General features: G+C 48.5%; 8 protein-coding genes. 1 reads left to right on the top strand and 7 read right to left on the bottom strand.

Annotated features, from left to right (window positions below):
• Positions 1–2 precede the first annotated feature (2 nt).
• From KE626_RS27375 to KE626_RS27395, 5 genes are all read right to left on the bottom strand, one after another.
• Positions 3–1,805, bottom strand: a complete 1,803-nt coding sequence (locus tag KE626_RS27375; protein ID WP_211976214.1) for a RagB/SusD family nutrient uptake outer membrane protein — start codon at positions 1,803–1,805, stop codon at positions 3–5.
• Between the two features lie 25 nt (positions 1,806–1,830).
• Positions 1,831–4,908 carry a SusC/RagA family TonB-linked outer membrane protein gene (locus KE626_RS27380; protein WP_211976215.1) on the bottom strand — a complete coding sequence of 1,026 codons (3,078 nt, stop codon included), beginning with the start codon at positions 4,906–4,908 and terminating at the stop codon, positions 1,831–1,833.
• 203 nt (positions 4,909–5,111) lie between these two features.
• Positions 5,112–7,688: a GH116 family glycosyl hydrolase gene (locus KE626_RS27385; RefSeq protein WP_211976216.1), complete on the bottom strand. Its 2,577-nt coding sequence runs from the start codon at positions 7,686–7,688 to the stop codon at positions 5,112–5,114.
• A 274-nt stretch (positions 7,689–7,962) separates the two neighbouring features.
• Positions 7,963–8,682 (bottom strand): metallophosphoesterase family protein, encoded by a 720-nt coding sequence (locus KE626_RS27390; protein WP_211976217.1) that lies wholly within the window; start codon positions 8,680–8,682, stop codon positions 7,963–7,965.
• 86 nt (positions 8,683–8,768) lie between these two features.
• Entirely contained in the window at positions 8,769–9,641 is an 873-nt protein-coding gene (locus KE626_RS27395; RefSeq protein WP_211976218.1) for an NmrA family NAD(P)-binding protein, read from the bottom strand.
• 93 nt (positions 9,642–9,734) lie between these two features.
• Here KE626_RS27395 and KE626_RS27400 point away from each other — a divergent pair, with 93 nt between their 5' ends.
• Complete coding sequence (locus KE626_RS27400; RefSeq protein WP_211976219.1) at positions 9,735–10,661, top strand: helix-turn-helix transcriptional regulator; 927 nt, start codon at positions 9,735–9,737, stop codon at positions 10,659–10,661.
• A 39-nt stretch (positions 10,662–10,700) separates the two neighbouring features.
• On the opposite strand, the gene KE626_RS27405 is transcribed toward KE626_RS27400, so the two are convergent.
• Positions 10,701–12,401 carry a RagB/SusD family nutrient uptake outer membrane protein gene (locus KE626_RS27405; RefSeq protein ID WP_211976220.1) on the bottom strand — a complete coding sequence of 567 codons (1,701 nt, stop codon included), beginning with the start codon at positions 12,399–12,401 and terminating at the stop codon, positions 10,701–10,703.
• A gap of 11 nt (positions 12,402–12,412) precedes the next feature.
• Complete coding sequence (locus KE626_RS27410; RefSeq protein WP_211976221.1) at positions 12,413–15,754, bottom strand: TonB-dependent receptor; 3,342 nt, start codon at positions 15,752–15,754, stop codon at positions 12,413–12,415.
• Positions 15,755–15,765 lie beyond the last annotated feature (11 nt).

A 15,765-nucleotide genomic window follows, 5' to 3' on the forward strand; every position in this document is an offset into this window, starting at 1 on the left:
AATTACCACCCGGGGTTTTGTACCAGGTTAGGGTTCTTATTTATTTCTGCCTGTTGTATGGGCCATAGATAGTGCTTGGGCGCTACAAATACCCTTTTTTCAATAACGGTTCTCTTGTAAAAATTATCGTCGTTCAATGCATTTCCCGCGCCGATATTCATACCGTGAATTTCTTTGCTATCAATGCCTGCCGCTGTTTTCCAGCGGTGTGTATCAAAATATCGATGGGTTTCAAATGCCAGCTCTATCCGGCGTTCATGATGAATACGTTCCCGCATTGCTGTTTGTGATAAGCCGGTGGGCAGTCCGGGCAAACCGGCGCGGTCGCGGATCGCGTTTACATATTTATACACATCGGCCACCGGGCCATCTGCTTCATTCAATGCTTCCGCGTAGTTGAGGTATTCTTCTCCTAACCGGTAGTAGATCCAGGTATTTAAAGAAAACCTGTTTTGGAAGATGTCGGAAGTTGGGTTCACCATTTTCTTCATCAGGTAACCGGAGATACAATAATCGGAACCTGCTCTTTTTCTGCCATCCAGCCCTTCAAACCAAAATTGTATGTTCCTGTTTTTCCAGACAGCTCCGTTAAAGTTAATACTTGCATAGAAACGTGGCTCCCTGCCCACATACATATTTCTTACACCTGCCGGATAATAATCTTTAGGATGTTTATCAGCCACATAACCCGTTTCCACATACCCCGAAGCAGCATTGATAACAGGCGTACCATCCCCATTATATCCCGTGATAGGTCGTTCTCCGTTTGCCATTTCATAATCATCTATCAATTCCTGGGTGGGACAAAAAATAGAGTATCCGCCATAACTGATGGGATTGCTGCAGCGTTCAAAATGCGAGTGTTCACCGGCATTGCGGGCAAACAGCACTTCCGGATTATTTCGCTCTATAAACACTTCCTGGTAATTCCTCACGGGATCATTGGAGGCTGAGCGGTAGAGTTTATACCCATTGGCTTCTGCACCATCGATACATGCTTTGGCAGCGATGGCCGCCTGTCTCCACCTTTCCTTATCATAGGCTGGAAACAACGCCGTACCAACATTATCTTTTATGCCTGTATAATCGGGGTTGCCATTCCACAGCGGGCTGGCCATATACAACAATGCCTGTGCTTTGAGCGCGAGTGCAGCCGGCCTGGTAACGCGGCCCAGCTTATCGGTAGATACCGACCAGTCCAGCATACCTGCAGCCTTATCGCACTCTGAAGCAATAAACTCAATCACCTTATCAACCGGCTGACGCCGGATTTTCGTGTAGTCTTCGTTGAGCGCATACGAATGATCACCAATAGGTATAGGTCCGTATATGCGTGCCAGCATAAAGTGAAAAAACGCTCTCAGGAAAGTAGCTTCCCCTATCCATTTTTTCCGGTCTTCTTCCGGCATGGGCACCAGCGCCACGTTTTCCAGGAAGATGTTTGTTTTACGGATGCCTTCATACATAAAGCCCCATACATCCGGGTAGTAGTCATTGGCACTCCAGGCGCCGGAGTTCAGCAGGTGGGAATAGGCGCCCAGGAAAGTGATCTCCATTTCATCACTGGCGCCGGTAAAAGGATTGCGCTGGTCCCAGTCGGCCGCCCCCAGCATCACAGGAATGTTGTTATAGGCAGAAGTTAAAAATGATTCCGCATATTTTCTTTCGGAAAAAACCTTTTTGATGTCGAGGTCTTCATCCGGTGCTTTCTTCAGGTAGTCCTTTGTACAGGACGGTATCAGTACCAGCAGGCCCAGTAGCAGCAGGCGAAACTGATTTTTTATAGCTAGAGCAATATTTTTCATCTGACCAGTTTAAAAATTGAATGAATTAAAACGTAAGCTGGGTGCCGAAATTCACGCTTCTCTGCAAAGGATATCCGCCGGTGCCGTAGTCAGACTCAGGGTCTATCACTTTTATTTTATCCCAGGTCATCAGGTTATAACCGTTTATAAACACGCGTATGCTTTCCAGGCCGGCTCTTTTACCCTGCTTCAGGTTGATGTTGTAGGCTACTTCCGCACTTTTCAGTCGCAGGTAGCTGGCATCCTGCAGGAACATGGTATTGGTCCGGTTGTTATTGGGATTTTGCATGGGTGATACCCGGGGATATTTGGCATCTGGTGTTTGCGGTGTCCAGCGGTTGTCATAATATTCCCTCATAATATTGTAGGTGCCCAGTCCCATCTGGAAGGCATACATAGAAGCGCCGTCTACAAACAAACTGGTTTGTGCCACTCCTGTAAAGAAGAAGCTCAGTTCAAATCCTTTGTAGCCAAAGCTGGCGCCTGCGCCGTATACGATCTGCGGCGTTCTCGGGTAGCCGATTGGTACCCGGTCGTAATCGTCGATCACATTATCGCCGTTGGTATCCTGGTATTTGATATCACCAGGTTTTACTGCTTCCATAAAATTTTGTTTCGGGCTTTTGTCGATGTCCGACTGGTCTTTAAAAAAGCCCAGTGCCACGAGCCCGAGTGGCTGGTCAATGGGTTGCCCTACGAACGACTGATACGCATATTTCGGGATAGGATCATCATTCTGCGTACAGATACTACGGGCATAGGTAAACGTACCTCTGAAATTATAATAGAACCCGCTGTGCGTAGTATGTTTTACTTCCAGCAATGCGTCGATGCCGCTGTTCCTGGCTTTACCGAGATTCGCGTATGGTAATGTCCATGGATAATATCCCGTTACTCTCGGGATCACGCCCCGCTGAATTAAAATACCGGACCTGTTTTCCTTGAACGCATCTACCTGCAGGGTAACGGCGCCTTTGAATAATTCCATATCCAGTCCGATATTAGACTTCGTAGCCACTTCCCAGCTCACATCATCATTACCGATCTGTGCTTCATCAAAGCCCTGGTAAAAACGCTGGTTATCGCCGAAGAGGTAGGATTGCCCGGTGCGGTTGATGGTAGTGAGGAATAAGAAGCGGCGACCGCCTATCTGGTCGTTACCCACCTGTCCGTACGATCCTCTTATTTTCAGATTGGAGACCGCATCAACGTGCCAGAAATTTTCATTGCTGATCACCCATCCGGCAGATACAGAGGGGAAGAAACCGTATTGCTTTCCTTCCGGGAAATTTTCCGAACCGTTATAGCCGGCGTTTACTTCAGCGAGGTAACGGTTTTTGTAATTATAGGTGATACGTCCTGCCAATCCCTGACGGCGATAAGGCAGGTTTTTGATGGTATTGTCGGCCGTAAGATCAATATATTCCCGGCGGTTACCGAGTATCATGCCGGTAACGTTATGATCGCCAAAGCTGCGGTTGTAATTCACGGCAACTTCCGTATAGATGGCGCGGTTGGCGGCATTGATCACGTTAAAGCCCATGGGTTGTTCTTCCCGGATCGGCGGATCGGAGTAGCGGTCGTTCCCGTTGTTATCCTTGCCCAGGTATTGTTTGATAGCATAAGGTTTTTTTCGGTCGGTGGAAGCGGCATACCAGTGATCGTAGGAAAACAGTCCTCTTACCGAAAGACCATTCGTTACCAGCGACGACAGGTCCCATTTACCTCCGAAAGTACCCTGCAGGGTGTTCCGGTCCTGCCGGGTATAACCAGCCCTTGTAACGAGGCCCCAGGGATTATTCTGCAGGTAGGAAGTAGAGGCGCCGGCAATGGACCCGTCGGGATTTACTTTTGGATAGTTAATGGGAGAAGTGATTTTAAGTGCGTTAAAAATATCCGGCGCCGGTGTGCCGGGATAGTTACCTTTCTGGATAATACCGCCCACGCCCAGTTCCAGGCTGATGGTTTTGGAAACGTTGATATCCACATTCGACCTGAAATTGTAGCGCTTCATCTGCGCATTGGTTTTATAGGCATTGTCGGGGTCCTGTTTATAAATACCATTCAGTATCGTATAGCCTACATTGGTATAGTACTTTATAATTTCATTTCCACCGGTAACACTGAGGTTGTTGATGCTCTGGAAAGTATTCTTCTTCAGTACAGCGTCCGTCCAGTTTACATCAGGATAGAGGTAAGGGTCGGAATGATCTTTAAATTTCTGCAGTTCTTCCGGCGTATATCTTAACGGGAGATTATCATTGTTTAATGCTTCATTGATTAAACCTGCGTATTCGTAGCCGTTGATATAATCGGGCAGGCGCATGGCGGTGAGACTGGCATTTTCCGTGCGGAATACGACCTGTGGACGGCCCACCCTGCCTCTTTTGGTGGTGATGAGGATAACGCCGTTAGCGCCTCTTACCCCATATACCGCGGTAGCGGAAGCATCTTTGAGGATGGAGAAACTTTCGATTTCCTGGGTGTTGAGGTTGTTGATGTCGCGTTCCACACCATCGACCAGGATCAGGGGACTTCTGTTGGCCCAGGTGCCGAAGCCGCGTATAAAAACGGCGGCGCCATCATAACCCGGTTCGCCGGAACTCTGGCGGGTAATAATGCCGGGCATGCTGCCGGCCAATGCATTTGATAAGGATGGCGTAGCAATGCGCTGCAGGTTGCTGACCGGCACGCTGGAGATGGCGCCGGTAACGGATATCTTTTTTTGTTTACCGAAACCCACCACTACTACATCTCCCAGGGTACTGGATTGTTGTTTCATGGCTACATTCAGCTGGCTGATATCGCTTACCGGTATTTGCTGGATTTCATATCCTACATAGGTGAATACCAACGTGGCATTTTTTTCTGCTTTGATGGCATAGGTACCATCCGGATAGGTGGTAGTGCCTATAGGAGTACCTTTTACCACCACATTCACTTCGGCGAGTGGCTTACCATCTGCCGCTCCTGTGACTTTTCCGGTGATCACTTTTTGCGCAGAGAGGGTATTGATAAAAATAAAAAGAAAGAAGAGGAAGCCTGTACCTCTTTTCTTGAAAGAGCCTGGCATGGGAGGCCTTCCTTGCAGGGAAGCTTTCATAAACGTGTTGATTTTGGTGATAGGTTTTAATGGTGCTACCTTAATCGTTTAAGCATTATTTGTTTAAAAAGCCGTTTGCTGATGATAGTTCCTGTCTGGATGTATAGAGAATATTGGTAAAGATTGTTTTGGTGATGTATTGGCGGGAAGTCGTTTCCGGTGGCGTAACCGTGTGGTGGAAACAGGCTTCCCGCAATAGAAGTTTATGCTTTCAGTGGTATTTTCTTTCCGCCCACAATGGCTTGTGTGGCGGGAATGGAACCATAGGCTACCTGTAGGGAGGGTACGCCTTTTTTCCAGCTCACCGTACCAAATCCTTTATCGGTGGCAATAAAGCTGGTGAAGTCACCTATCTTGGAATCGATATACAGTACTTTATCGATGGCATCGTACCGTGCGCCGGTAAGGCCCTGGAGCAGTCCGTAGCTCGACATGGCCCTGGCATACCAGTGACCGCATTCGTACTCATTGAACGGATTACGTACCGTACCGTCGTAGCGTTTACGGCAGGCGCGTACAATGTCCAGTCCTTTTTCCACTTCACCCTGGAACATGAGGTGGGAAGCTACCTGGTATTCGATACCGGTCCATACTTCATTGCTGTATACAAAAGGCAGCGATAACATACCGCCCTTAGGCCAGGAGCATAATAACAGGCCACCTTCATCGCCCAGCGCATAGGTGGAGCGTTGCGGGTTCACATGATTGCTCAGGTCTTTTTTCAGGTTGTATTTATGTACCGCCAGCAAATGGCTTTTTGTTTTTGCAGGATCCACGGGTTCATCCATGCCGCATACACGCGCTATCCAGGAGCCCAGGATCCCGTCCGACAGGCATCCGGTGCCGTACTGGTATTTGGGCCCTTCTTTCTTCAGCAATACAACTGCTTCATCGGCATATTGTGTACTGAAGGACTGCGCTTTTACCGGGTCTGGTGCATTTAACCCTGTCCATTGAATTTTCTGTATAAAATACTCCCCGTTGTACAGTTCTGTTTCCAGGTTATGTTTTCCCTTTTCATAGAGGGCGCTGTATTTCCTGACATCTTCCCCCAGGTGTTTTCCCATCAGCGTGATGGCGCTGAGCGCGCCGAGATAGAAACTGGTACACATACCGGTGGCGCCCCAGAACTCAATATCATACGTGTTGTGATGTGGTTCTTCCACGAGGCCCTTGCCCCGGGGATCCCAGGTGCGGATGCAATAGTCCATGCTTACTTTTACCAGCGGGAACAGTTGCTTCAACCATTCATCATCACCGCCGATACGCCAGTCGCGGTATACTTTCATGATGCCACCCAACTGCCCATCTGCCGCCGAATGGAAGTTATGCACCAGCGGGGAGATCGGGATATTGGCGCGGAATCCCTGGTGGCCTTCCGCATTCTGATTTTCATGAAACTCGGTCTGACGCAGACTTCTTTCCAGCGCCGGAAATAAATGCGGTACTGCCTGCGCGTAATTCCATACATGCGTACAGGTACCATGACAGCTGCCCCAGGTATCGCCGGAACCCTCCCAGCACCAGAAGCGCCCGTCGTATTGCCGCATAACGGTAGCTGATTTGAGGATCGTGAGATTGGCGGCCACCGCTTCCACTACTTCTGCTGGCAAGCTGCTGTTATAAAAAGTGTTGGTAAACAACGAGGTCTTTTTATAAAGATCGTCGTAGTTGCTGTTCCAGTAAGCTGTTACTTCACCAATGTCTTTAAAGCGGTTGCTGTACCATGGCTTATAATATTTACCAAAAGCATTTTCCTTCCCACTCACGTCTTCGCCTACACGTAGTTTTGAATCCGGCACATACCAGGCCATCATGAGGCGTATCACTTTCTTTTCCCCGGGTTTTAAACGGAATGGTACGAACAGGGAGCCACCGGGTGCATCTTTTTCTACCGGCGGGGTACTGCGCGTGTTACCATCTTTCAAAGTATTCCACACCATGGTCAGCGGATCAAACCAGCCGCCGCGGAACCAGCAATGATCTACTACCGTATTGGGTTCCGCAGTAAAAATGGCAAAGTGGCCCTGTTTTTCTGCCGCTTTTTCCGGTGCGCCCTGTGTGAGCACAAACCCGTTTTGCATAGGCCTGACCGTATGCAGTGTATCGGCCTGCCGCATAAAATTGCGGGCGTTATAGGAGAAGATAAATTCTTCCGCTTTACTGCCGGTGTTGGTGATATGATATTCCAGCGCGCCCACGGGCATGCTGGCGTGATCTTCATCACCGGGGATAAAAGGACTCCAGCCTTTTATAGCTACCTGCACCGGCATGACAGGATCTTTCAAATTAATATCCGCAAAAGGGAAACGCGCTTTCATGGTGGCGTCTTTAAAACGTGGCAGTCCCCAGGTAGCGCCACCGGTGCCACCCAGGCCGGCATCGCGCATCCCGAATTTTTTCCATTCAGGAATGGCGCCTTCCAACACCCTTGCGCCACCGCCTTTTATACTGAGGGCTGCAAACATGGCCGGTTCATAAAACATTTCCGGGTTATGGTGCACCGACATATGCGAAATAGCACCGGTACCTTCAATACAAAACATACCGGCGCCAATCCCCCCTATCGGGAAAGCAATCCGGTTATTGTATTTTCCTTTATACACATCATTAAAACGACGGTCGTTTGCCGGATCTGCCAGTGGTGTGTCTGCGCCTTCTTTTGCCGGCCTTGTTTCACCGGTATTTGTTGCCAGCGCTACCATGGGGAGCGCAGAAACACCGAGGTAAGTCATGGCGATATTTCTCAGAAAAAAACGTCGGTTGTTACTTTTTTTCATGTATCATTTATTTTATAAAATCTGCTGGCAGATGCTACCAGCATGGCAATTTTCTCGCACAGGTGTTGACGCGGAAGCAACTGTCCCTCTTTTTAATCAATAGTTTTTCATGCCTCCTGCCGGATGCTTTTCGTTTTTCGTGTTCCGTGGCTGCCCATTTGCTTAAACGTTTAAGCAAATGGGCGATAAAAAAAATTACGTTATAAGGATGAAACTATAATAATTTATTTGAGTGTCCAAATTTTTTTTGAGAAGGGATGGCTGAGTTTCTTTATTACCGCTTCTTCAACACCAGCTTCGTATCAATACCCTCCTCCTCAATATGAATAATCCTATATCCGAAAACATGCTTATCCATTACCAGCTCCGGGGCTTCCTTAACAAACTGTATCGACACGGCAGGCGTAATATATTGCCGTATATTACCCCGTTGCTGCTCATCCGCCAGGTGATAGTGACCACAAAAGATATGCACCTCCTGCTGGTGCTGCTGTAGCAGCGCGGCGATCTGTTCCCTTCCTTTCAGCGGAAACAGCCGGTCTACTTCCGCATCAACGGCCAGCACCGGATGATGAATAAACAACACTATTTTTTTGGGTGTCTGTATCTCCTTTTCAAGCCATGCAAACTGTTCCGGGCTTATTTCTTCGGCAGAAGAATCGAGGTAGATGTATTTGTAAACCGCAGCTTCCTCCGAATAATAAAATTCATTTCTGCCTGCCGGCAACGGGTTATAAAAAGGGAGGATTTCTTTAAAATGATCATGGTTGCCCAACGTAATTTTTACATCGGTGACATACTGCTTTAACCGGTCGAAAAAGAAATCATGTACAACATGCTCGCCGATATCACCGCCAATCACAACAGAGGTAATACCAGCGGCCTGTACTTCCTGCAGAATATGTTCAAAATCTATTTTTGCATCTACCTGGTTCCCGGTAGTAAATGCGTCATCCATATGCGGATCGGTGATATAAGCGATGGTTCTTTTCATATTTGAATATACGGATTAATACGGGAACAGCATAGCCAATACTGCGCTGGATAAAAAGCGCAGTATCGCCTATGCTGCACTAAAAACTAGTTAAACCATGCTGCATAATCCTGTACAAAGTCTTCGGCGGTGCGGGCAGGTTTCTCCAGTATCTGTGCAACGGCGCCGCTCACAAAATCGGCGCCGCCGTTATGCTGTACTTCTGTGTATGCGATTAATGTTTGTACTGCCCATGCCGGCATTCCTTTCTGTTCCATCCGCTGCCTCGCGGCTTCAATCGTAAGCTGTACGTAAGTTACCGGTGTAGCGGTTGCGTCGCTGATAATAGTGGCCAGCTGCTGATAGTTGATCGCTTCGCCACCGGTGAGTACATAAGTTTGCCCGGCATAGGCTGCCGGCGCGGTTAAAATACGCGCGGCTACTTCGGCAATATCACGTACATCTATATACGCTCTTTTACCATCACCGGTAGCTTCCTCGATACTGCGGGCTGCTTTCACCCGTTGCGAAAATTCGCCTAACCAGTTCTGCATAAAGCCGGTAGGCTGCAGGATGGTCCAGCTAATACCGGATGCTTTCAGCAATACTTCCACTTCGCCGTGTAACTTCCCAATCTGCGATCCCGGCGTACTTTTACCAGCCGCCGCGGAAGATAATTTCACCATATGCGATACACCCGCTGCTGCAGCGGCCTGTATCACGTTATGCTGTTCTTCCACAAAATTACTGCCCATACCGGACGATAAAAACACACTGCTGCTCTGCGCCATCGTTTTATGCAGACTTTCCTTAACGGCCATATCCGCTTCCACCCAGGTGACGCCAGGTAATTCCACGGCCTTGCTTTTGTTACGGGTAACTGCAATTGCAGGTATGCCTGCGGCGGATAAAAATTGAAGCACTGCACCCCCTATCTTTCCGGTGGCGCCAAATACGGTGATATACTGCTTGTTTTCCATTTTATTGATTTAATTTAGTAGACACAAAGTTAGCTGCTGCCGTGGCCGTTGGCTAACGGGAAAGGAAATCTGATCAACGCAAAAAGAAGTTTTATGCTCAGCAATTGCCAGGAAGGTAGTGAAAACAAGGTCCCCGTGCAGGAGAAAACGGTCCGGATCGGTGATCCATCCGGGTTCCACATAGAGCTGAAAGAGCTCTCCATCAAAAATGTAGACCTCCGCTGGGGCAGTTACCGCAACCCCAGCGATAAAATATTGTCGTTTCTTCCCGGTAAAAAAGCCATCGTATCCCATTTCAGGATGCAGGATGATACCGTGAATCCCACGCAGGCACTCCCCGAAAAACAATTTGTGGTATACCGGGAATCGCCCGAAGCATTTGATATGACGGTAACGGCTACACGTAATAAAAAGCGTTCGTTCTTTGAGCTGATTATCACAGAGGATTTCTTTGCTGATTTTTTTACGGCAGAAAGCAAATTCCTGGAAAGCTTCCGGCACTACACCGATGTCAATACTCCCTCTCCTGCTTTTACGGCTCATATGACGCCCGGTATGTACAGCGTTATCGGCAACATGCAGCAATCGCCCTACAGCGGCCATTTAAAGGCGCTATATCTCGAAGCCAAGGCTACCGAGCTTTTCCTGATGCAGGTGAAACAACTGGACGAACAACATCTCCCGAAACAAACTACATTACAAACAAAAGATATCGAAGCCCTCCACGATATCAGGCAATACATCGAAGAACATTACGGCGAAGCGCTCTCCCTTCAGCAACTGGCAAAACGCGCAGGCATCAACCAGATGAAACTGAAAAACGGGTTCAAATTGTTGTTTAACAGCACCGTATTTGGCTATCTGGGCGATATCCGCATGCAGGAAGCGAAAAGGCTGTTACAGGACGAGAAAATGTATGTCAACGAAGTGGCCGACCGGATCGGTTATAAACACCCGCATCATTTCACCGCAGCTTTCAGGAAAAAGTTCGGGATGCTGCCAAGAGATACCAGGAAATAAAATTGCCCGCTGCAAAGCAACGGGCAATCCTTGTTATACTTAGTACAATGGATTCTGTACAATTTTCGGATTCGTTTGGGTTTCTATATACGGAATCGGCCACAGGTAATCCCTTCCCGGGTTAAATGTACGCACCTCCACCACCCGCATATCTGCCCGGTTAGGCACCTGGCTGTAATCTGCAATACCATTGGCATCAATAACCGGCGCTGCTGCCAGCAGCCCTCTTGGCACCCTGCCATACAAAGGACCTTTCATCACCTTCTCGGCAATTTTCCAGCGACGGATATCAAACAAACGGAATCCTTCATAGGCCAGTTCATACATCCGCTCCCGGCGCACGGCTGAACGCAGCTCTTCTTTGGTAGCCCCGGCCGGGATAACCGGCATATTCACACCTGGTCTTTGCCGCACGTCATTGATCGCCTTAAATACAGACGCGTCCAGCTCATTGGCTTCCAGCTTGGCTTCGGTATAGGTAAGCAATACTTCTGCATAGCGCGCCAGGATAATACTCATGGTCGACAAACGGGTATTGTCCTTATCTTTCAGATCTACATATTTACGCCAGCAGTAACCACTAAACGAAGCATACGCATTTACTGCATCCTGGTTCACAATACGGGTAGCCGGTGTGGTATTGTAGTTCCAGCACATCAGGCTGTCCTTATGCGTTTCAAACTGATAATTAAAAAATATCGATCCCGGCAATGCAATGGTATATGCCAGCCGGGGATCACGGTTCACAAAAGGTTTCTTCGGATCAAACAAAGGCGATTTATCAATGGTGAGTCCATCGGTACATTCAAATGCATCTACCAGCGACTGCGATGGAATTTTATTGGATGCGCCCCCCGCATTCCTGCATAAAATAGGATATGGCCCGCCCCAGTTGATCACCGGCTGCTGGTATTGCAGCGCGAGAATTACTTCTGCGGAATTTTTATTATCATAGGAAAACAAGCGGGGATAGCTATCTTCCAGTTTATATACATTCAGGTCCATCACCGCTTTAGCTGCTTCCGCCGCTACTTTCCATTTTTCATTGTACAATGCCACACGTGCTTTGATGGTCAGCGCAGCACCTTTGGTAGCACGACCAGCCTCTGAGGAAGCATATGTTTTCGGCAACCATGCCGCAGCACTGTCCAGCTCTTCAAAAATAAAATCCAGTACTACCGGTTTATCACTGCGGGGTACCTGCGAATTTTCGAGATTCAACTGATGCGTTACCAACGGCACCCCGCCAAACAGCGAAATCAACTGTTCGTACATGTATGCCCGTATGAACCTGGTTTCGCCCATGCTGCGTTTAAACAGCGCTGCATCTGTCACCGGTTTTACTTTCTCCGCGTTATCCAATATAAAATTACAGCGGCCTATCACCTTATAAAAATCGGTCCATAAACCCTGTGTATAAGTGTTGTTGGCATCCTGGTTGCCGGTGCCTATTTTCTGCAGGTCGCTGGCATTCCGTTCGTAACCGATGTCGCTGGCGGCATCCAGCATCACGCTGATATTAGGGCCTTCGAGTTGTCCAGGGTCATAGTCGGGATCCATCGGTTTATTCATGGCTTTATATAGCCCGTTAACGGCCAGCAACAGCTCGTCCTGGCTTTTAAAAAAGGAGGCGTCGGAAGGACCTCCCTTAGGATCTTTTTCCAGGTAATCTTTATTGCAGGCCTGCATGGTCAGCAGGGAAATAGTAATGATCGTCCAGCAAGTTAAACGCTTCGTCATGATTACGTTTTTTAGAAATTTACATTAACACCAAAGCTGTACACTTTTACAACGGGATAGTTGTCGGCCACGCCCACAGCGGTTTCCACATCATATCCTTTCCAGAATTTATTTGCGGTAAACAGGTTCGACCCATTTACAAAAACGCGCAGCGTATTCAGCTTCATGGCTTTTGCCATATGAGCGGGCAGCGTATAGCCTATCTGCAGATTCTTCAAACGCAGGTAGGCAGCGCTTTTCATCCAGAAACTGGAGATCTGCTGGTTGTTGGTACCGCCAAATACCAACCGCGGAAAGGCGGCATTGGTATGTTCCGGCGTCCAGTAGGCCTTAAACCGTTCCTGTGCTGTACCACCCACGGAGCTTACATAAAAAGGCATAATCCCTGCACCATAAATTAACCCGTCTACCTTTCCCACTCCCTGTATAAATGCGCCAAAGTCGATGCCTTTCCAGGAGGCATTCAGGTTTACACCGTAAGTATACCGTGGAATGGTGTTTCCCATAATCACCTTATCGCTTTCGTTGATGATGCCGTCGCCGTTCTGATCTTTATACTTGATGTCACCAGGCGCCACGGTACCGAATTGGGTGGCATGCTTGGCTACTTCATCCGCGTTCTGGAAAAAACCTTCTGCCTGTAATCCGAAAATGGCATTCACCGGGTATCCTTCCCTGCTCACGGTTACATTGGATTGGTTAATGCCGTGCATGTCTATCACTTTATTTTTTACATCGGAAACATTCACCCCGATATTGTATTTAAAGTCGTTGATTTTACCATCATAGTTGATACCCAGTTCCCAGCCTTTGTTGCTTACTTTACCGGCATTTTGATAAGGCGCTTTCAAACCGGTGATCAGTGGTATATTGAGCAGCAGGAGGATATCTTTTGTTTTGCTGCTGTAATAATCTGCTGTTATGGAGAGATGTGAAAACAAGGTGATGTCTATACCTACGTCACTCATCTCGGTGCTTTCCCAGGTAATGTTCCTGTTAGCCAATGCGTCGAGTGCGGCGGCATTCACGATTTGTCCGCCGATCGTATAGGCGCTGAGGTTTACCACCGTGGCGGATGGATAGGTACCTATATTCTGATTCCCCAGTTTACCCCAGGAACCGCGCAGCTTCAGTTCATTGATCACGGGTTTAAGGGAGGCCATAAAAGCTTCTTCCGAAATACGCCAGCCGGCGGAAGCAGAAGGGAACACGCCCCATTTGCGGCCTTCGGCAAAACGGGAAGAACCGTCGTTACGGATATTTAATTCCAGCAGGTACTTTTCTTTGAAGTTGTAGTTGATCCTGCCAAAGAAGGAACGCAGTGACCATTCTTCTCCGCCGCCGCCATTCCGCATATTGCTGGCGCCACCTGCATCCAGTACAGGATAAGCGGGTAATACGTAGTTGTCGCGGTATGCGCTGAATTTATCCTGCCGGTAGCTGTTTTGTTCTGCGCCACCCAATACTTTTACATCGTGTTTGCCCCATGTTTTATGGAAGGTGAGCGTACCGCGCATGTTATTATAAAACTGCCGCTGATCGGAAACATCGAGGGTGCTTATCTGTGGATTTTTCAAACCGGCTGTGCCATCCGGATGATAGGTTTGTACTACTTTGTTAAACTTGTTCGTATAGGTTTGCACGTATTTGGGGGCGATATTAAAAGAGGCGGTAAGCCATTCTACGGGTTGGTAGTTGACAGAGGTATTGATGCTTCCCCAGGGCGCGCTGGTGCGGCTTATGCCCCCGTCGATGGCGGAAGCGGCGGGATTGTTTCCCACCCATCCTTCTCCCCAGCTGCCATTGGCATTACGGGCCAGCTGGTTAGGAGAAATATTATTCATGTAGGCAAATATTGCATCTGCGCCGGCGGCGGGTTCAGTGGTAACAGGACTGATATATTGCAGGTCAAACTGCATATTCAGTTTTTTGGAAAAAACAATATCTGTGTTACTGCGGATAGTCAGGCGTTTAAATTCGGAATTGTTCATCAAACCTTTCTGGTCAAAATATCCCAGGGATACCAGCATTTTTACTTTATCGGTACCGCCGTTCACCGTTAAGAAATGGCTTTGCTGAAAACCGGAACCGGTTAATACCGCTTTCTGCCAGTCAGTATTAGGCAGTGAATCGGAGCTGCCATTGCCCTGTTGACGGTATTTATCGAGCAGCGCATCTGCATACAATGGGGTACGGCCGGAATTTTTGTAGGCTTCATTGGCCAGCAGCATATAGTCGAGCGCGTTAGTAAGCTCGGGCAAATTGGTGGCCTTTTGCCAACCCAGGTAATCGTTGTAGCTGATGGAAAGTTTATTGCCTTTACCGCGTTTGGTGGTAACCAGCAGTACGCCGTTGGCCGCCCTGGAACCGTAGATAGAGGCAGATGCCGCATCTTTCAGCACCGTGATAGACGCAATTACATTTGGATCAATGTTGTTGATAGATCCTTCCACCCCATCTACCAGCACCAGCGGATCGGGATTTTTGAGGGTACCCCAGCCACGGATACGGATGGTGCCTCCGTCGCCACCGGGTTTGCCGGAGCCTTGTGTAATGGTAACCCCGGGCATGGTACCCTGTAAACCTGCGGATGTTTGTCCTACGGGCCTTGCCGCCAGCGTTTCACCGGAAACGGTAGCCACGGCGCCGGTGAGATCTACTTTTTTCTGTGTGCTGTACCCCACAACTACCAGCTCCGACAACGCTTTAGGTGTGGGCGATAGCTGGATGCGAAAATCAGATTGGTCTTTTACCGGTTCCTGGATGGTTTGAAACCCCATGCTGGAAATGGTCAGCACGTCTGCGTCGGAAATATTGCCCAACGTAAAATTGCCGTTTACATCTGTTTGCACGCCTTTCGATGTAGCTTTTACACCTACGGATACGCCGGGCAAGGGAACGCCTTTGTTATCCGTAATGTTACCGGTAATGGTTTTCCCGGAGGTGGCGTTTCCCGGCAAAGTTGTGCCAGGCTTTGCTCCTGCTGCATTGCTTTTCTTTATCACTACCGTTCCGTATTTGATCAGGTAGGTAAGTGGCAAATCTTTCAGGCATATTTTCAATGCTTCCTCGAGTGATTTGTTTTTAATGTCCACACTGAGTGGCGGTGTATTTTCCAGTAATTTCTGATCGCAGATAAACTGGTAGCCGGTTTGTTTACTCAGTATGTCAAACACTTTATCGAGCCGCATCTTGCTGACGGAGAGCCGGACTGTTTGCGTGGTTTGTGCCTGCGCCGAAAACGCGCCTGCGATAAGCAACCAGATGGCGAGCTTCCTGACCAGCCATGTTTTGAATGTAGCCGGCACGCGGCTCCTGCTCCCGCGGGAGTTGGAAATGGTTAGCAGTTCCATACTATCTTTTG

It is taken from the genome of Chitinophaga hostae, assembly GCF_018224885.1.
Lineage (GTDB): Bacteria > Bacteroidota > Bacteroidia > Chitinophagales > Chitinophagaceae > Chitinophaga > Chitinophaga hostae.